Here is an 18111-nt window from a genome sequence, read left to right as displayed (position 1 = left end):
CTTTCACGCCCCTAAGCTCCCGGACCTCCGCTTGATAACGAAAATGTTTGGCTTGATTAAACACCCGAAGGGTGTGATCCATGGACATAACAAAGCCAGGGTCGATCTTATACTTATATAAGCGATTTGAAAAAATAGCCTTCATGCCCATGAAACCCACCCTCTCTTTGTTTTGTGACGGTCACTGTTAATGTTTTAATTATACCACGCAGAATATATGTTTGTCACTTCAAAAATATTCAAAAAAAGCGATTCATCACCCACCTAGTGCTGACGCACTTGAGGAAGGTGTCTTCTCGCTCTAAAACGATTAAAAATTGTTTTATTGATACAAAAAATGTAAAAAGAGACCAACCACAACAGTGCTTGATCTCTTATTAATAGATAGCGAAGTCCACCTATGACTTCTATTGGTTGATATTTTCTACCTCCTTAGGTATACGCCCTAAAGAGTATTTGCATAAATTTTTTTGGCTGTCCACACATTTCTATAGTTTCATCATTTTATACGTGTACGGCAAACGGAATATGCACAAGTTTGGTAAGCGCAGTAACTTAACACATTACAACTCGTAGTTCTTCTTTATCATTTAGCACTTCTTGAATATTTAAATACTGATTTATTTCACCAGCAATTGAAATATTCACTTTACGATGCGGAACTGCCTGTGGGTGAACAGATTCCACTCTTGCTTGATAATCACAGCCCTTTTTAATAATTTCAAACATCCACCCACTATAAAATGCTGGAATGAAACCTAACTTCTTTCCGTTTACTGACATGACAACGACAGCTTTATGGTCATTATTGTTCTTGGGATCTAATGAAAATTCGACACTGTCTCCTACATGTAGTTGATCAATTACTTGATTTCCTTCATAGTAACGCCATCCAGCTACAAAGAAATCTAAATCAAAGTGATGATTTTCAACCAAGATTGGTGAAACAAACTCATAAGAATCAGTCGCTAAAACACCACCTGTTGCCCGCAAAACGTCCATTTCTGTACATTCTTGTGAAAGTCCTAAGTCTCGGAGAACAGATTGATAGTCGGGTCTTCGAGTGTCTGGTAGGCGTCGCGCAAATGGACCAAAAAGAGAACGAGATTTATACGTCTTATTGATATTAGGGAATGCTAAGTGAGGTCGATATCCATTGTCCATCGCTTCTGCTAATTTTCTTCTATACCCTTTTATTTTGTATGAAAATGTATAGATGCCATCTTCATGAAGTAAGCTACCTACGTGATAACGTTGCCGTGTTTCGACATTTTGCCAAACTAGCCACAGTTCAAACGGTCTCTTTTTCATGCTTTCACACTCCCTTCTAACCAATTCAGAATCCGATTTTTCCGGTAAAGTATAAGACGGATAACTCATTTTTTATCTAAATCACTCATTATGTTGTTCGGTATTTCATCTACTATAGATAATAACATTTCCACATTCAACTGTTCTAATCTAGAAACCGCTAATTGAAGTTCCTTAGGAAAAGATTGATAAAGGTAGGATAATAATTCAAAGTGCTTTGGTTTTTTTCTTCCTGGCAAACCAATGCTCGATTTACCTCTGTTGCAGAAACCTTCTAAAATTCTATCATCAGTCAGCATTCTTTACTTTTTCTCTCTTGTTTCATTAAAACCAAGAGAAGAACCGTTGTCATAGATAGGAGTCAAGCGAATTCCTTTTGGTCCACTAAGAACCCCCCAATTATCACAATGTCGGTCGTTATTCGCAATTATTGCATCATAAACAGGTACCGTTACAAAAGCTTTCTCTAAATCATATGCAGAAAGGATATCTATGATGTGGGGCAATTCATAATAAGTCAAGGACCGACGATCAAAATTTTCAAATTGCGCCAAGAATAAATCGCCACCTTCATACAATTCTTCTGCTTTGACACGGAAGTTCTTAGAAATTGTTCCTATCATGCCTTTATGTTCAGCTAACCTTACTTCAGCTGTATTGAAACCTAACCTCATCCCCACTTCGCTAGCAATAAATTCAGCCCAATGACCGCCCGTTCCTTCAGTAGGAACCTTGAAAAGATGCCTTGTTGGACTTTTAAGATCTGTTTCTGGTTCTAGCAGCCAAAATTTCGCTCGTGTTCCTGAAGCTTGGCTTTTCTCATCTCGTTTCCAGAGCGAGGTATCGATCATTTCACATCGCTCCTTCTACATAATTATTATTATCTATAATTATATAATTTTGTAGCTCTTTTGTCACCCGAAACGTAATGAAAACACCACAAGAGATCATATGTATTTGTCAACTGAAGTGTCCACTGTTCGAATAGGTTGGCATCTTGCATCTTCTTTTTACATAAGAGAGAGATTAAAGAAATAAATCCAACGGATGCATTACAATTAAATTATATTTCAGAAGATACTTGCATGCGTCTAAAGTTCAAACGGTCATTTAGATTACCAAAAGCTTTCTCTGCCACATCTTTGCTTCGAAACAATGATAAGGATTCAAAAGAATCTTTCACTTCGTTGGACAGTAACCCAAAAAAACATAATTTTTTGTTGCTTTCCGCATAGCTTCTTCTTTCGAGATGATTTTCTTTCCGCGTTTAAACGCTTCTTTCACGTCAAAATACTTCTGATAATCTTTTAACCGATAGTCTTTTAAGGCATTCTCTTCGAGATCGCGTTTTAGTGAGGACTAACTACTGCCAAAGGAATGTACCACCACATTTAGTATAGAGCCCATTTTTCTTACAAACCAGTTGAACCACAGAAGAAAAAAACACAAAATAAAACACATGTTTCAGCTGCATAAAAAGAGCTGAAACATGTGAAATATAAGCTTGAAATTATTGGTTAAAACTTCTCACCAACACCATTAGACAAAGAACCATTATCCATCTCTACTTACAACTGATTAGCGTAAGTTATAGAATGCGTTTTTACCAGCATATTTAGCTGTTTCAACAAGTTCGTCTTCGATACGTAATAATTGGTTGTATTTAGCAACACGGTCAGTACGTGAAGGTGCACCTGTTTTAATTTGTCCAGCATTTGTCGCAACAGCGATGTCAGCAATTGTTGTATCTTCCGTTTCACCTGAACGGTGAGAGATAACAGCTGTGTAACCAGCTTGTTTCGCCATTTCGATTGCTTCAAATGTTTCAGTTAATGAACCAATTTGGTTAACTTTAACTAGGATTGAGTTACCGATTCCTTTTTCGATACCTTCAGCTAATTTTTCAGTGTTTGTTACGAATAAATCGTCACCTACTAATTGAACTCTGTCGCCTAAGCGGTCAGTAAGAAGTTTGAAACCATCCCAGTCATTTTCGTCAAGACCATCTTCAATTGAGATGATTGGGTATTTATTACACATTTCTTCATACCAGTCAACCATTTCAGCAGACGTACGAACAACGCCTTCGCCTTTAAGGTTGTATTTACCATCTTCGTAGATTTCAGAAGCCGCAACGTCCATTGCTAATTTAACTTCTTCACCTGGCTTGTAACCAGCTGTTTCAATAGCTTCGATGATTGTAGATAAAGCTTCTTCGTTTGACTTAAGGTTTGGTGCGAAACCACCTTCGTCACCTACAGCTGTATTGTAACCTTTAGAAGAAAGCACTTTCTTCAAGTTGTGGAAGATTTCAGCACCCATACGTAGCGCTTCTTTGAATGAAGGCGCGCCTACAGGCATGATCATGAATTCTTGAATATCCACGTTGTTGTCCGCGTGCTCACCACCGTTTAAGATGTTCATCATTGGTGTTGGAAGAACGGTTGCATTGAATCCACCAAGGTAAGTGTATAAAGGAACACCTAAGTGGTCAGCTGCTGCACGAGCGACAGCCATAGAGACACCTAAAATAGCGTTAGCGCCTAATTTACCTTTGTTTGGTGTACCATCTAATTCCATAAGTAAACGGTCAATAACAACTTGACGTGTTACGTCAAAACCTAATAATTCAGGTGCAATAACTTCATTAACGTTTTCTACTGCTTTAAGAACACCTTTACCTAAGTAACGGTCTTTGTCGCCGTCACGTAGTTCAACTGCTTCGTATTCACCCGTTGACGCACCACTTGGTACTAGAGCGCGACCGAACGCACCTGATTCTGTGTAAACTTCTACTTCTACTGTTGGGTTACCGCGTGAGTCCATGACTTCGCGAGCATATACGTCTGTAATGTATGGCATGATTGTAAAACTCCTTTTTGTTTTTAATATAGTATGGGTGTTGCTTTTTGTTTTTAAACATTGATTCGAATCAATTGTTGCTAAAACTTACTTAATCAGTGACTTTCCAGTCATTTCTTCTGGTTGGTCAACGTTTAAGAGATCAAGCAATGTTGGCGCCAAGTCTCCTAGGATGCCACCATCACGTAATTCAATACCGTCTTTTGTGACAATAACAGGTACTGGATTCGTTGTGTGGGCAGTCATTGGCTTACCATCAAGTGAAACCACTTCATCTGAGTTACCGTGATCAGCAGTAATAATGGCGTGGCCACCTTTTTCAATGATCTTATCAACGATTTTACCTAGGCATTCATCAACCGTTTCAATCGCTTTGATTGTCGGCTCAAGCATACCTGAGTGTCCAACCATATCAGGGTTAGCAAAGTTTAAGATGATGGCATTTTGGTTACCTTCATCTAATTCTTTTAGTAACGCATCAGTTACTTCATACGCACTCATTTCAGGTTGTAAGTCGTACGTTGCGACTTTTGGCGAATTAATTAAGATTCGCTTTTCCCCTTCAAATTCTGCTTCACGGCCACCACTCATGAAGAAGGTCACGTGTGGATATTTTTCCGTTTCCGCAATACGTAATTGGTTGAGTTTATTGTCTTGCAGTACTTCACCGACCGTGTTTTTAAGGTCTGTTGGTGGGTACGCAATGTGACTATTCACTGTATCACTGTATTTCATGAATGATACGAAGAATAAATCTTTTGGTGCCTCTGCACCGCGGTCAAATTCATTAAAGTCATTGTTCGCAAAGCTTTGTGAAATTTGAATCGCTCGGTCTGGACGGAAGTTATGGAAGATGACTGAATCACCTGAATGCATTTTAGCAACCGGCTCTCCCGACTCATCTGTCATAACCGTTGGAATAACAAATTCATCATACACATCTTCACTATAAGCATCTTCTACAACTTGTAGTGGATCCGTTGAAGTTTTGCCTTCACCATAAGCAATGGCGTCATACGCAAGCTTAATACGTTCCCAACGCTTGTCGCGGTCCATCGCATAATAACGACCAGAAATCGTCGCAAATTGACCAACGCCAAGTTCATCCATTTTGTTTTGCGCTTGTTCGATATACTGTTTCGCTGATTTTTGACCAACGTCACGGCCGTCTAAGAAACCATGGACATAAACTTTTTCAAGTCGTTTTTCTTTTGCGAGTTCTAACACCGCAAAAAGGTGATCAAGGTGAGAGTGAACCCCACCATCAGAAAGTAAACCGAAAATGTGCAAGGCCTTACCGTCTTCTTTTGCGTTCTCTACCGCTTGAACAAGTTGTTCATTCGTAAAGAAGTCACGCTCACGAATCGATAGGTTTACACGTGTCAATGATTGATAAACAATTCGACCCGCACCAATGTTTAAGTGACCCACTTCTGAGTTACCCATTTGTCCATCTGGTAAACCAACGGCCTCACCTGAAGCTGTTAGCTGATTGTGCGGATAGTTGTTCCAATAACGATCGAAGTTTGGTGTGTTGGCTTGCTTAACCGCATTCCCAACAACCTCATCACGCAAGGCATAACCATCAAGAATAATTAAGGCTGCTAATTTGTCTTGACTCATTATTTGCCCGCCTCCACTAATTTGAGGAATGAATCAGCTTCAAGGCTCGCGCCTCCAACTAACGCACCATCAATATCAGATTGCTGTAATAATTCATCGATGTTAGCTGGTTTTACACTACCTCCGTATTGAATACGAACAGCTTCAGCCGCATCACTTGAGACAACAGATGCAACAGTTTTACGTACGTGGGCACATACCTCGTTTGCTTGTTCTGATGTCGCAGTTTTACCTGTACCGATTGCCCAGATTGGCTCATAAGCAATAACAGATTGTTTGACTTGGTCTTCAGTTAAACCGTCAAGCGCTTTTGTGACTTGATCAGCGACTAAGTCCATTGTTTGGTTCGCTTCACGTTGCTCTAATGTTTCACCTACACAAATGATTGGTGTTAAGTCATAATTAAAAGCAGCTTTTGCTTTTTTGTTCACTGACTCATCTGTTTCGTTGAACATTTCACGACGTTCAGAGTGTCCTAACACAACGTAAGTCACACCTAAGTCTTTAAGGACCGCTGGTGAAACTTCACCAGTAAACGCGCCACTTTCCTCAAAGTGCATGTTTTGAGCAGCGATTTTTAAATCTGTTCCTTTCGTCTCTTCCACTAATGCGTGAAGGAACGGAAAAGGTGCACAGATGATTGAATCAACCGCATCACTTTTAGGTACGTTGTTTTTTGTATCAGCGACAAAGCTTTTCGCTTCTGCTAATGATTTATTCATCTTCCAGTTTCCTGCAATAATTGGTTTACGCATAATCTCTTCCCTTTCGTCTATGATTAGTTGACTAATCAGTGAGCTTATTATTCTACCTTATTTGTTGCTGATCGCAGCTAAACCAGGTAGTTCTTTACCTTCTAGGTATTCAAGTGACGCGCCGCCACCGGTTGAGATGTGTGAGAAGTCATCAGCAAAGCCTAATTTCATGGCTGCCGCTGCTGAGTCACCACCACCGATAATGGTTGTTGCATCATTTAGGCTCGCAATCGCTTTACATACACCAATCGTACCTTTAGCAAATGCTTCCATTTCAAACACACCCATAGGACCATTCCATACGACAGTTTTCGCGCCTTCTAGTTCTTTTTCGAACTGAGCAATCGATTTAGGACCAATATCAAGACCCATGTAACCATCAGGAATCGCATCAGCATCAACAGCTTTCACGTCACCTTCTTCTGAGAAGGCTGTGTTGACTGTCGTATCGACTGGTAAAATAATTTTGCCATCAGCACGTGATAGTAAATCTTTCGCAAGATCTAACTTATCTTCTTCAAGAAGAGATGTACCGATATCCAACCCTTGTGCTTTGTAGAAAGTATAGGCCATTCCACCACCGATAAGGATTTTATCTGCTTTTGTTAGTAAGTTTTCAATCACACCGATTTTATCACTTACTTTCGCTCCACCAAGAATCGCCACAAATGGACGCTCTGGGCTATCGACTGAATCACCGATGAAACGAATTTCTTTTTCCATTAAGAAACCTGCTGCTGATTCAACGTTTGATGCAATCCCTACGTTAGACGCGTGCGCACGGTGAGCAGTACCGAAAGCATCATTTACGAATAAGTCACCAAGGCTAGCCCAGTACTTACCTAAGTCAGGATCATTTTTACTTTCTTTTTTACCATCAATATCTTCAAAACGTGTGTTTTCAAACATTAAAATATCGCCATTGCCTAATGTGTCAATTGCGTTTTCTAATACTTCTCCACGTGTCTCAGGTACAAACGTAACGTCTTGACCTAATAATTCAGATAAACGCTCAGCGACTGGCTTAAGTGATTTACCTTCTTTATCCGCTTCTTCTTTCACACGACCTAAGTGAGAGAAGACAATGACTTTTGCTTCTTCTTTTAGTAAGTGTTTGATTGTTGGAAGAGCTTGAACGATACGGTCATCATTTGTAATATTACCGTCTTTCATTGGCACGTTAAAGTCTGCGCGCACAAGTACTTTTTTGCCGGCAACGGCTAAATCAGTGACAATTTTTTTCGCCATATTGGATAATCCTCCTAGTAAAAATTAAAAGCGGAAAGCGCGAACGCTTCCCGCTAATGGACTGCTTGTTTAGTTATCTCGCTAAGAATTAAAGGTTAGCGAAGTATTCTAATGTACGTACTAATTGTGCAGTGTAAGACATTTCATTGTCATACCATGCAACAGTCTTCACTAATTGTTTACCATCTACAGTCATTACTTTTGTTTGAGTAGCATCAAATAATGAACCATAAGAGATACCAATAACGTCAGAAGATACGATTGGATCTTCAGTGTAACCGTAAGATTCGTTCGCTGCTTTTTTCATCGCTGCATTAACGCTCTCAACAGAAACTTCTTTGTCTAATACAGTGACTAACTCAGTTAATGAACCAGTTGGAACTGGAACACGTTGAGCTGCACCATCTAATTTACCTTTAAGTTCAGGAATTACTAGACCAATTGCTGCTGCTGCACCCGTTGTGTTAGGTACGATGTTAGCTGCAGCCGCACGCGCACGACGTAAGTCTTTTGAGTGAGGAGCATCTAATGTGTTTTGGTCACCAGTATAAGCGTGAATAGTCGTCATAAGACCTTCAGCAATACCGAATTCTTTGTTTAATGTGTCAGCCATAGGAGCTAGACAGTTTGTTGTACATGAAGCACCAGAAATCACTGTTTCGTCACCTGTTAAGATGTCATGGTTTACGTTATAAACGATTGTTGGAACGTCGTTTCCACCTGGAGCAGAAATTACAACACGCTTCGCGCCACCTTTAAGGTGAAGTTCAGCTTTTTCTTTTGAAGTGAAGAATCCAGTACACTCAAGTACGATTTCAACACCTAAGTCACCCCAAGGTAATTCTTCAGGGTTACGGTTAGCTAATACTTTAACGTCTTTGCCGTTAACAGTGAAAGCACCATCTTTAACTTCAACATCGCCATTGAAACGACCTTGAGTTGTGTCATACTTTAAAAGGTGAGCAAGTGTGTCAGCGTCAGTTAAGTCGTTGATTGCTACTACCTCAATTCCTTCTACTTCTTGAATACGACGGAAAGCTAAGCGGCCGATACGACCAAAACCATTAATACCTACTTTTACAGTCATACGTATTTCCTCCTTAGTATTGTTTAAAATTTTATCTAAAGGACTATAAGTCCTTTATTAATGCTGTTGCTGCCCCTTCATCCGTGATCAGGACATTACTTTTTCCTTGTCTAAAATAAGACTGAATCGCTTTTGCTTTTGAATGACCTCCAGCAATCGCAACAACTGTCTTAATATGAGACAAGTCTTCTAATTGCATACCTACTGTTCGCACTTTGTGTACGATTCGACCATTTTGGTCAAAATAATAACCAAAGGCCTCACTTACTGCTTTTCCCGATTCGAGCTTTTCTAAAACGTTTTTTTCTGCTTTTCTACGTTTTGCCATAGTAAAAGCATCACCAATACCATGCATGACGATATTCGCTTGTTTAATAATATGTAGAGTTTCTTTTACACCAGGCTCTTCAATAATCGAATGATACGTTTCTTCACTGAGCGGGTCCGGTACATACAGCAAACGATAGTCGCCTTTCATCTTATTGGCCATTTCAGCACAAATCGTGTTCGCTTGATTCTCCACTCGTTCTCCGAGTCCTCCTCGAGCTGGCACAAACATTGAGCCTTTACCTAAATCGGTCGGTGCCATCATTTTAGCCACAGCGGCCATTGATGTTCCACCAGTCACAGCGACGGTCTGCTTGTTGTTTAGTTGGGATTGCAAAAACGACACGGCGCGTTTTCCTAGTTCGTCTTTTACCCAAGGGTCAGTATCACTGTCCCCAGGTGTAATTATAACACGTTCTAGGTCGAATGTCTGTTTAATTTTTATTTCAAGATCACGAAATCCCCGTAATTCCTCGAAATATGGCGTAAAGTCATCCACTAACATCTGACCCATCACCGTCAGCATCACACCCTTTGGTGTCGCTTCAACTAAACCGAGTTGCGCTAATTTATCAATTTCTGATCTCGCTTCTCGTTCTTTTAGCGTCAACTGCATGGCTAAACTTCTTCTGCCAATGGGTTGATAGTAATGAATGGTATGAAGTAAATGGTAACGCCGGTCAATCACTGCGATAAGATCAGGGCATATTTTTTGTTGCAATTCAATTAGCTTTTGCATCATAACGCACCCTTTCAATTATCTTGGGACAAATTCTGTCCCTGTGGTTAACATTTTGTCCCGCGAGGGCCAAAAAAATACCCAACACCCTTAATACTATCAGACAACCAATCATCTGACAAGCTTAAAATCTCATGCACTCGAACGAATCACCTTTCTATTAGGAAAGAAAGAGGCGATTAAGCGCCTCTTTCCTTTATGATGACTGACAGCTCGTTAATCATGTCAAATTGTCATGCATCTCTTTTAAAATGTTGGCCGAGTTTTCCAGTTGCTGTTGTTCTCGCTCAGATAAGTTCAATCGTAAAATTTCTCTTACCCCGTTCGCATTAACAACGGCTGGAATACCCATAAAGACACCGTCAATATCATATTCACCTTGGAAATAAGTCGACACTGTTAAGATTGAGTTCTCATTATACAGTAAGGCTTTTGTTAGACGGGCAAGTCCCATACCAATGCCATAATAGGTTGCCCCTTTTTTCTGAATGATTTGATAAGCCGCGTCACGTACATTTTCAAAAATCGCCTGCATATCACGGTCTTCATAGAAGTTATTAAGTTTACCATACACATTAAGCGGGAGACCGCCGATTGTGACGTGTGACCAAATAGGCAACTCTGAATCGCCGTGTTCACCTACGATATAGGCGTGCACATTTCGTGAATCTACTTGGAAGTAATCACTTAATAAGTAACGGAAACGCGCCGTATCTAAGATGGTACCTGATCCAATCACGCGTTCTTTCGGTAAGCCAGATGCTTCATATGCTACATGTGTCATCACATCAACTGGGTTAGAAGCAATCACTAAAATGCCATCAAAGCCGGACGCCATAATTTCTTTTACAATCCCACGCATGATTTTGGCGTTTTTACTAGCAAGATCTAGTCTTGTTTCACCTGGTTTTTGATTCGCTCCAGCAGTAATGACCACTAAATCAACATCATGACAATCTGTATAGTCACCCGCTTTTATTTTCATTGGTGAACCAAAAGGAACCCCGTGATTTAAATCTTGTGCTTCACCTTCAGCACGTTCTTTATTTAAGTCGATTAACACGAGCTCACTCACTGTTCCTTGGTTCACTAAAGAATAAGCATAACTAGAACCGACAAACCCTGTTCCGACAATTGCTACTTTTTTCGTTTTATTTGCTTTTTGATGCATAAAACAACACTCCCTCAAAACATTTTTAGAGGCTTTTCCTCTCACCTTAACACTATACCCGAAAACAAACTAAACTATGTTCGTTTTTTAACAAAAATGTAAAAAAAGCTGATTTTTCCTCCTCTAATTAAAAATAAACCGCCAAAGGCCTTTGGCCTCGAGCGGTTTAGAATGGGTTTTGGTTATGGCGTATTAAAATATCTGTTGGTTTTTAATATGTTTTCTACTGAGACGTTTTATTGAACATAATCGCGAGTTGTCGTTTAAATTTATTTAGGCTTAAATGTACATCAAGTAAATAAAAGAAATAACTACTTGAAAAGACAATCAAGCTATTTTGGAGAAAGAGTGAATACCCGAAAATATCACGTAGCTCTACAAACTCCCAAATCAATAAAACAGACACTGCTAACCAGATCATTACTTTCATTTTGCACCTCTTACTTTCTATAAAACCTGTTCACTAACGAGTAAATATGAGAAAAGACAGATGCTAGCATCTGTCTAAAAGCGCGCTCGGAGGGATTCGAACCCCCGACACACGGTACCGGAAACCGATGCTCTATCCCCTGAGCTACGAGCGCATATTTAAATCGAACAAAAATCATTATAACTGAAATGAATGAAAAATACAATCCTTTCTTCTACGCCTCTGTCTATCAATCGAAAAATCAATCGGTTTTCAAGTGCAATCCATAAGCAAAACAAGCCAATCTCTGTTATAATATGTACGAAGTTTATATGTACACTAACTTGGGAAGAAATAAATTAATAAATACTCACATTAGCTAGTGTTTTATTTGACCTTTTTTGACCTATTAGCTATGATATGTTTATAAACTTTATTCACATACTTAAAGTTATTTTCGGAGGAGGAATAGATATGAATTTAATCCCTACAGTAATTGAACAAACAAACCGCGGTGAACGAGCGTATGACATTTATTCACGTCTGTTGAAAGACCGCATCATTATGTTAGGTTCTGGCATTGATGACAATGTAGCCAATTCGATCGTTGCTCAGCTATTATTCTTAGAAGCTGAAGACCCAGACAAAGATATTTCTATTTACATCAATTCACCAGGTGGCTCAATCACAGCCGGTATGGCGATTTATGATACGATGCAGTTCATTAAACCAGATGTGTCAACTATTTGTGTTGGTATGGCCGCATCAATGGGTGCCTTCTTATTAGCAGCTGGCGCAAAAGGTAAACGCTATGCGTTACCAAACTCAGAAGTGATGATTCACCAACCATTAGGTGGTACACAAGGTCAAGCATCTGATATCCAAATCCACGCCAACCGTATTATCGAAATGCGTAAGAAATTAAACGAAATTCTAGCAGAACGTACTGGTCAACCTATGGAAATCATCGAAAAAGATACGGATCGTGATAACTTCATGACGGCTAATAGAGCGCTAGAGTATGGCCTTATTGACAAAGTTATGGAGAAAAAGTAAAGCGACGTTCTCGTTAAGTACTCAAATCATAACCATCAGGTAAAGAAGCGAAGAGCTTAAGCTCTTCGCTTCTTTTGTTACATCCATTCATCCATATCGTCATCATTGGAGAGAAATTTAAAATCGCCTACCTTTATGTTTAAAGGTAGGCGATTTTTCATCTTATTGTTGGTTATATAATTCTTCTAATGGTTTTGTGATTGTACGGCTAATAGAATTAATAAATTCGTTCACTTTTTGTTCTTCTTCCATTAGTTTAGAAATAGCTTCGTGTTGTTGTACTGTTTCGACAACCTTACGTGCTTTTTCTACTTCTTCTTCTGTAATTTCTTGGCCTTGCATTTGTTTTTGTTGTAATTCGATTTGTGTATTACGGAAATCATCGAACATTTTTTTAGCGATTTCATCGCTCATTACCGCATCATAGGCTTCCTTAAGAGTTGAAAATTCTTCACTTTGGCGAATCGCATCCGCTAATTGTTCTGCTGATTGTTGTACGTTAGACATAAAATAAAATCCTCCTAGTTTTTACTGACCACTGATGGCCTTCTTTTAACTTCCTGTATAACTATAACAAACTTCTGTGTGTAATCCAAACGATACCGGTTGAGAAAGTTTAAAATTTCAGGACTAATGGTGGGTCATTTTAATTAAATCCAATCTTTTCTAATGATTGGTTCCCTCTTCTCAACCGTTTTTGTTATAATGAGAAAGATATCACAATAAAGTTTCTAAAACGACGACGTTTTTTCTCTGTCGTACATTACGACAATCAATGAACGAGACGTTTGTTTACCATTGTAGAAAGAAAGGATTATTTAGATGATTAAACGATTAAAAACCCTATATCCAAGTCTTATTACAGAAGAAGAATCCCAAAGTAAAGGACTGTACCGTTGGTTTATGACCCCAGACAATCAATTACTCGGCATATTAGAAGATGAGATTAAAGAAAAAGAACATGATTTACTTGATCTTTTACTAACACCTTACCACGGGGCTTACCCACCCGTAACTGAACGCGAACAATCTTGGTACGATTGGATTTTTGAAGGCACGAATTTTATTCACACAGCGCCAAAAGAATATCGCTTCATCTATTTTTCACTTTCTGAGGCACCAGGTGACCCAAATGACTTTAGAGAAGCTGTATACGGCATGTATTCATATAAGCCGGTCATTTTGTTTTCAAGCCAAAAACACGGTGTCATTATTGAAGAAGAACGACCTGATGAAGAAGATGCGGTGACATTTTTTGAGATGGTAGAAGTATTTACAAGTGATTTCTTTATCGATGTCAAATTCTTTATTGGACCGTATTTGCGTGACTTATCTAAAGCGCATGACTACCATACATGGATGGATCAACAATTCCACCATATTCAGCACTTTAATACAAAACCAGTGATGACTTACGTCTCAGCTGTCCCTTACTTAATGACCGTCATGAAAGATACCGCAGCCTTAATGTTTCTAATTGAATCGATTTTAAAATCAACAATGAAAGACGAAGACCTACTTCATACGATTCAAACCTTCTTAGAAGCGAATTCCAATGCTTCACTGGCCGCTAAAGAAATGTATATGCATCGAAACAGTTTACAGTACCGGATTGATAAGTTTGTTGAAAAGACAGAAGTCGATGTCAAACAGTTCGAAGGAGCGATTGCGGTTTACTTAGTTCTCCTACTCAAACGTCAAATCGATCTAGCTTAGGCACTTTGCCAAACGCTAGATCTTTTTTTGTGCCATATGACGAAACCCTTGATATATAGAGGGTTTCACCTCATATACTTCCCTTTAATCCGCCACGATGTAAGCGTTGCACAACTTGTCGTTTTTTTCTTTGTGCACGTTGTCCATTTACGATTGACGTTATTTTTTGTAGACTTAGGTCATCAAATAAAAACGCTTTCAAACATTTAAGGAGGAACTTTTACAATGGCAGAATTAAGCTTAAGACATATTGATAAAATTTACGAAAAAGACGGTGTTAAAGCAGTAGACGACTTTAACCTAGAAATTAAAGACAAAGAATTTATCGTATTCGTTGGTCCATCTGGTTGTGGTAAATCAACGACACTTCGTATGATCGCTGGTCTTGAAGAAATCTCAGCGGGTGAATTCTACATCGATGATAAACTAATGAACGACGTAGCACCAAAAGACCGTGACATCGCGATGGTATTCCAAAACTACGCGTTATACCCACACATGAATGTTTATGACAACATGGCATTCGGTCTTAAATTACGTAAGTTCAAAAAAGACGAAATTGATCGTCGTGTTAAAAACGCCGCACAAATCTTAGGTCTAGAACCTTACTTAGACCGTAAACCAAAAGCACTTTCAGGTGGTCAGCGTCAACGTGTGGCATTAGGTCGTGCGATTGTACGTGACGCGAAAGTATTCTTAATGGATGAGCCGTTATCAAACCTTGATGCGAAATTGCGTGTTCAGATGCGTGCGGAAATCCAAAAATTACACCAACGTCTTCAAACAACAACGATTTATGTTACACACGACCAGACAGAAGCGATGACAATGGCAACTCGCCTTGTTGTACTTAAAGACGGCGTCATCCAACAAGTGGGTGCACCTAAAGAAGTATATGACAAGCCAAACAACGTCTTCGTTGGTGGATTCATTGGATCACCTGCGATGAACTTCTTCCATGGTTCATTAGAAGAGAACGGTTTCCGTGTATCTCCTAAGACATTAATCGAAGTACCAGAAGGAAAAATGAAAGTTCTTCGTGACCAAAACTACGTCGGTAAAGAACTTATTCTAGGTGTACGTCCTGAAGATATTCATGATGAGCCAGTATTTGTAGATGCTAACCCAGGTTCAACATTAACAGCTGAAATTGAAGTAGCTGAATTAATGGGTTCTGAATCTTACCTATACTCTAAATTAGATGAACAAGACTTTGTTGCACGTGTTGATTCACGTACAGATATTCATGGTGGTGAGTCACTTAAATTAGCATTTGATATGCACAAGTGCCACTTCTTCGACAAAGATTCAGAATTACGTATTAAATAAGTGTATACCCCCTTATATACATGAAGAGGCGACTCCTTTGGAGTCGCCTTCTTTCATGTTTTTAACGTAAATCGATTGCCACTAAATTTGGGCTAATTAACGCTACATTTTAACTGAAACTAATAGATGACGACATTAAATCATTTGATCTGGCTTAACCCATGCATCAAATTGATCCGCCGTTACATGCCCTAACGTCACTGCGGCTGTTTTTAAATCCGTCTCGTGTTGATGCGCATATTTTGCGATCTCACTTGCTTTATCATAGCCGATGTGTGGATTAAGTGCCGTGACTAACATGAGTGATTGATTGACCTTTTCTTTAATTACATCTTCATTTATTTCTAGCCCAGATAAACAACGCAAATTAAAGCTATCCATCGCATCACTCAATAGCTCAATGGATTGGAGGACGTTATAAATAATCACCGGTTTAAATACGTTCAGCTGAAACTGTCCTTGACTCGCCGCAAAACTAATCGTCGTATCATTCCCTAACACTTGGCTACAGACCATCGTCAATGCTTCAATTTGGGTCGGATTCACTTTCCCCGGCATAATTGAACTCCCTGGTTCATTAGCAGGTAGCGTATACTCACCGTACCCAGCACGTGGCCCGCTCGCAAGGTAACGTAAATCATTCCCCATTTTAAAGAGGTCCATGGCAAGCGATTTTATTGTTCCGTGGAACCGGACAAGTTGATCATGACTGGTTAAGCCATGGAAGTGATTATCGGTCTTTCGAAACGGTAACCCCGTATATCGCGACAGTTCATGTGCTACTTCTTCACCAAAGCCACCTGGTGCATTGAGTCCTGTTCCAACTGCTGTTCCGCCAATCGCCAGTTCAAAACATTCATCCATGTCTTGAAGTAACATATGTTCTGTCTTTTCAAGCATCGCTAAATAACCACTGAGTTCTTGCCCTACCGTCAGCGGTGTCGCATCTTGTAGGTGGGTTCGACCAATCTTGACGACTGATTGATAGCGCGCTTGTTTTTCCTCTACTGTTTTAATCAACCGATGTAAGGCTGGAAAGAGTTGATCAGTAACCGCTACAGCCGTAGCAACATGCATCGCGGTTGGAAAAGTATCATTTGAACTTTGGGAACGGTTAACATCATCATTTGGGTGCAATGTGTTTGTTTCGTCTGAAGCAAGGAAGCTTAACACCTCATTTACATTCATATTTGTCTGCGTACCCGAACCTGTTTGCCAAACAACCAGCGGGAAATGTTGATAATCTGGCTGGTGTAACCACTCGTCACTCGCTTTAACAATACGTTCACTCGTTTCCTTAGGCAGTACACCTAACGTGTGATTTGCTTTTGCGGCCGCACGTTTTAACATGACGAACGCTTCAATTAATCGTTTCGGCATCGTTTCAGAACCGATGGGGAAATTTTCTAAACTTCTTTTCGTCTGTGCACCGTAATACACGTCATCACTCACTTCCATCTCCCCAAAAGCATCATATACTTTTCTCATCTTTGATCACTCCTTTTGTTGATTGACTCGCACTTTTATGTTTCGTTTGTCTGTTTCATTTGTCCGTTTTGTTTTCTAGACTCATGTTTTCTATAGGTTATATTGTCTTAGTTTTTTCTGTCTTGTTGACAGAATTATTTGTCTTCTAGAGTCATATTATAGCACAAAAAACCAGGCAGTGACTTAGCGTTCACGACCTGGATAATCAAAACCAAAATATTCTTCAAGCGTCCATTCATTCAGATAAATTTCCGTTGCGACGTCTTTACCGACGTAACGTAAATGCCACGGCTCATAACTATACCCGGTGATCGTTTCTTTGCCTTCTGGATAACGAATAATAAAGCCATATTGATAGGCATTTTCTTTGATATATTGTCCTGCCTCTGTCTCACCAAATGATTGACTGAGTAACACATCGTCATTTCCTTGGACTGTGACATCCATCGCGAGACCCGTTTGGTGTTCACTTGTCCCTGGTTTGGCAGAAAACTGATCCGCATGGGCTTGTCCTTTACTCGCGACATTACTTGCATAAATCGCTTGTTGGCGCTCATAAGAACGGTAACCAGATACAGCCACTAACGTTAGTCCGTCAGTTTCAGCCGCTTCAAATAATGACACTAAAGCCTCGGATGCTTCTTTTCGTAAAAGGCGGCGGTTATCACCCACTGGTGAGTAATGTAAGACATCCGGTTCTGTTAAATCCGGTGGTGTATAACCTTCAGGTAACTCCCGGTACTTATTCACATAAACCAGCATCGATGTTTCGTTATCGACTATATAGAGACCAGTTTCAGGATTTATTCCTGCGGTATTATAATCAGGCTCATTCTTTTCGATCTCAAATGGTTTTTTAGCAAGCAAAGCGGCACCTAGGCGCTTATCGGCCATTGTCCCTTTTAATACGTTAGTTTCTGTACATCCTACTAATACGAGGAGAATAAACAGAACGACAACAAACTTTTTCATATACGTCCACCTCTTTTT

The 18111-nt window shown here is 39.7% G+C and carries 17 protein-coding genes and 1 tRNA gene; 3 read left to right on the top strand and 15 right to left on the bottom strand.

Going from position 1 to position 18111, the window contains the following annotated elements; translation table 11 throughout:
* Positions 1 to 555: 555 nt before the first annotated feature.
* The 12 genes from BM390_RS13275 to BM390_RS13220 all read right to left on the bottom strand — a co-directional run bounded on the left by BM390_RS13275 (position 556) and on the right by BM390_RS13220 (position 11707).
* On the bottom strand, positions 556 to 1311 hold the full coding sequence (locus BM390_RS13275) for an HIRAN domain-containing protein (protein ID WP_062323003.1): 756 nt from the start codon (positions 1309 to 1311) through the stop codon (positions 556 to 558).
* Between the two features lie 65 nt (positions 1312 to 1376).
* Positions 1377 to 1610, bottom strand: a complete 234-nt coding sequence (locus BM390_RS13270) for a hypothetical protein (protein ID WP_082394558.1) — start codon at positions 1608 to 1610, stop codon at positions 1377 to 1379.
* Between the two features lie 3 nt (positions 1611 to 1613).
* Positions 1614 to 2162 carry a HipA domain-containing protein gene (locus BM390_RS13265; RefSeq protein ID WP_082394559.1) on the bottom strand — a complete coding sequence of 183 codons (549 nt, stop codon included), beginning with the start codon at positions 2160 to 2162 and terminating at the stop codon, positions 1614 to 1616.
* Positions 2163 to 2889: 727 nt separating this feature from the next.
* The gene (eno, locus tag BM390_RS13260) at positions 2890 to 4173 is read right to left on the bottom strand and encodes a phosphopyruvate hydratase (protein ID WP_089855377.1); all 1284 of its coding nucleotides are present in this window, start codon (positions 4171 to 4173) and stop codon (positions 2890 to 2892) included.
* Between the two features lie 87 nt (positions 4174 to 4260).
* Positions 4261 to 5796, bottom strand: coding sequence for a 2,3-bisphosphoglycerate-independent phosphoglycerate mutase (gene gpmI / locus BM390_RS13255; RefSeq protein WP_089855374.1), 1536 nt, complete (start codon positions 5794 to 5796; stop codon positions 4261 to 4263).
* Entirely contained in the window at positions 5796 to 6551 is a 756-nt protein-coding gene (tpiA, locus tag BM390_RS13250; RefSeq protein WP_089855371.1) for a triose-phosphate isomerase, read from the bottom strand. Before tpiA ends, gpmI begins: the two co-directional genes overlap by 1 nt.
* Positions 6552 to 6608: 57 nt before the next feature.
* Positions 6609 to 7799, bottom strand: a complete 1191-nt coding sequence (locus BM390_RS13245) for a phosphoglycerate kinase (protein ID WP_089855368.1) — start codon at positions 7797 to 7799, stop codon at positions 6609 to 6611.
* Between the two features lie 88 nt (positions 7800 to 7887).
* On the bottom strand, positions 7888 to 8886 hold the full coding sequence (gene gap / locus BM390_RS13240; RefSeq protein WP_062323007.1) for a type I glyceraldehyde-3-phosphate dehydrogenase: 999 nt from the start codon (positions 8884 to 8886) through the stop codon (positions 7888 to 7890).
* A 43-nt stretch (positions 8887 to 8929) separates the two neighbouring features.
* The gene (locus tag BM390_RS13235; RefSeq protein WP_062323009.1) at positions 8930 to 9952 is read right to left on the bottom strand and encodes a sugar-binding transcriptional regulator; all 1023 of its coding nucleotides are present in this window, start codon (positions 9950 to 9952) and stop codon (positions 8930 to 8932) included.
* A 220-nt stretch (positions 9953 to 10172) separates the two neighbouring features.
* Positions 10173 to 11123 (bottom strand): L-lactate dehydrogenase, encoded by a 951-nt coding sequence (locus BM390_RS13230; protein WP_062323011.1) that lies wholly within the window; start codon positions 11121 to 11123, stop codon positions 10173 to 10175.
* A 223-nt stretch (positions 11124 to 11346) separates the two neighbouring features.
* The gene (locus tag BM390_RS13225; protein WP_062323013.1) at positions 11347 to 11553 is read right to left on the bottom strand and encodes a hypothetical protein; all 207 of its coding nucleotides are present in this window, start codon (positions 11551 to 11553) and stop codon (positions 11347 to 11349) included.
* Between the two features lie 81 nt (positions 11554 to 11634).
* Positions 11635 to 11707: transfer RNA gene (locus tag BM390_RS13220), tRNA-Arg, on the bottom strand.
* Positions 11708 to 12006: 299 nt separating this feature from the next.
* Between BM390_RS13220 and clpP the strand changes: the two genes are divergently transcribed.
* The gene (gene clpP, locus BM390_RS13215) at positions 12007 to 12588 is read left to right on the top strand and encodes an ATP-dependent Clp endopeptidase proteolytic subunit ClpP (protein ID WP_062323015.1); all 582 of its coding nucleotides are present in this window, start codon (positions 12007 to 12009) and stop codon (positions 12586 to 12588) included.
* Between the two features lie 162 nt (positions 12589 to 12750).
* On the opposite strand, the gene BM390_RS13210 is transcribed toward clpP, so the two are convergent.
* The gene (locus BM390_RS13210) at positions 12751 to 13095 is read right to left on the bottom strand and encodes a YlbF/YmcA family competence regulator (protein ID WP_062323017.1); all 345 of its coding nucleotides are present in this window, start codon (positions 13093 to 13095) and stop codon (positions 12751 to 12753) included.
* 315 nt (positions 13096 to 13410) lie between these two features.
* On the opposite strand from BM390_RS13210, the gene BM390_RS13205 reads away from it, so the two are divergent.
* Together BM390_RS13205 and BM390_RS13200 are read left to right on the top strand one after the other, a co-directional pair.
* Entirely contained in the window at positions 13411 to 14304 is an 894-nt protein-coding gene (locus BM390_RS13205) for a PucR family transcriptional regulator (protein ID WP_062323019.1), read from the top strand.
* A 225-nt stretch (positions 14305 to 14529) separates the two neighbouring features.
* The gene (locus BM390_RS13200) at positions 14530 to 15633 is read left to right on the top strand and encodes an ABC transporter ATP-binding protein (protein WP_089855365.1); all 1104 of its coding nucleotides are present in this window, start codon (positions 14530 to 14532) and stop codon (positions 15631 to 15633) included.
* A gap of 135 nt (positions 15634 to 15768) precedes the next feature.
* Here BM390_RS13200 and fumC read toward each other — a convergent pair whose 3' ends face one another.
* Both fumC and BM390_RS13190 read right to left on the bottom strand, forming a co-directional pair.
* Entirely contained in the window at positions 15769 to 17121 is a 1353-nt protein-coding gene (gene fumC / locus BM390_RS13195; protein ID WP_062323023.1) for a class II fumarate hydratase, read from the bottom strand.
* Between the two features lie 183 nt (positions 17122 to 17304).
* Positions 17305 to 18093 carry a M15 family metallopeptidase gene (locus BM390_RS13190; protein WP_062323025.1) on the bottom strand — a complete coding sequence of 263 codons (789 nt, stop codon included), beginning with the start codon at positions 18091 to 18093 and terminating at the stop codon, positions 17305 to 17307.
* Positions 18094 to 18111 lie beyond the last annotated feature (18 nt).

The organism is Halolactibacillus miurensis, assembly GCF_900116255.1.
Lineage (GTDB): Bacteria > Bacillota > Bacilli > Bacillales > Amphibacillaceae > Halolactibacillus > Halolactibacillus miurensis.
Note: the sequence above shows the minus strand (reverse complement) of the source record. Positions and strands in the feature narration are given on the sequence as shown.

What these genes read in the sequence shown, in the direction of transcription:
- BM390_RS13275 (WP_062323003.1), bottom strand. Translation starts at nt 1,311, where the DNA reads ATGAAAAAGAGACCGTTTGAACTGTGGCTAGTTTGGCAAAATGTCGAA.
- BM390_RS13270 (WP_082394558.1), bottom strand. Translation starts at nt 1,610, where the DNA reads ATGCTGACTGATGATAGAATTTTAGAAGGTTTCTGCAACAGAGGTAAA.
- BM390_RS13265 (WP_082394559.1), bottom strand. Translation starts at nt 2,162, where the DNA reads ATGATCGATACCTCGCTCTGGAAACGAGATGAGAAAAGCCAAGCTTCA.
- eno (WP_089855377.1), bottom strand. Translation starts at nt 4,173, where the DNA reads ATGCCATACATTACAGACGTATATGCTCGCGAAGTCATGGACTCACGC.
- gpmI (WP_089855374.1), bottom strand. Translation starts at nt 5,796, where the DNA reads ATGAGTCAAGACAAATTAGCAGCCTTAATTATTCTTGATGGTTATGCC.
- tpiA (WP_089855371.1), bottom strand. Translation starts at nt 6,551, where the DNA reads ATGCGTAAACCAATTATTGCAGGAAACTGGAAGATGAATAAATCATTA.
- BM390_RS13245 (WP_089855368.1), bottom strand. Translation starts at nt 7,799, where the DNA reads ATGGCGAAAAAAATTGTCACTGATTTAGCCGTTGCCGGCAAAAAAGTA.
- gap (WP_062323007.1), bottom strand. Translation starts at nt 8,886, where the DNA reads ATGACTGTAAAAGTAGGTATTAATGGTTTTGGTCGTATCGGCCGCTTA.
- BM390_RS13235 (WP_062323009.1), bottom strand. Translation starts at nt 9,952, where the DNA reads ATGCAAAAGCTAATTGAATTGCAACAAAAAATATGCCCTGATCTTATC.
- BM390_RS13230 (WP_062323011.1), bottom strand. Translation starts at nt 11,123, where the DNA reads ATGCATCAAAAAGCAAATAAAACGAAAAAAGTAGCAATTGTCGGAACA.
- BM390_RS13225 (WP_062323013.1), bottom strand. Translation starts at nt 11,553, where the DNA reads ATGAAAGTAATGATCTGGTTAGCAGTGTCTGTTTTATTGATTTGGGAG.
- clpP (WP_062323015.1), top strand. Translation starts at nt 12,007, where the DNA reads ATGAATTTAATCCCTACAGTAATTGAACAAACAAACCGCGGTGAACGA.
- BM390_RS13210 (WP_062323017.1), bottom strand. Translation starts at nt 13,095, where the DNA reads ATGTCTAACGTACAACAATCAGCAGAACAATTAGCGGATGCGATTCGC.
- BM390_RS13205 (WP_062323019.1), top strand. Translation starts at nt 13,411, where the DNA reads ATGATTAAACGATTAAAAACCCTATATCCAAGTCTTATTACAGAAGAA.
- BM390_RS13200 (WP_089855365.1), top strand. Translation starts at nt 14,530, where the DNA reads ATGGCAGAATTAAGCTTAAGACATATTGATAAAATTTACGAAAAAGAC.
- fumC (WP_062323023.1), bottom strand. Translation starts at nt 17,121, where the DNA reads ATGAGAAAAGTATATGATGCTTTTGGGGAGATGGAAGTGAGTGATGAC.
- BM390_RS13190 (WP_062323025.1), bottom strand. Translation starts at nt 18,093, where the DNA reads ATGAAAAAGTTTGTTGTCGTTCTGTTTATTCTCCTCGTATTAGTAGGA.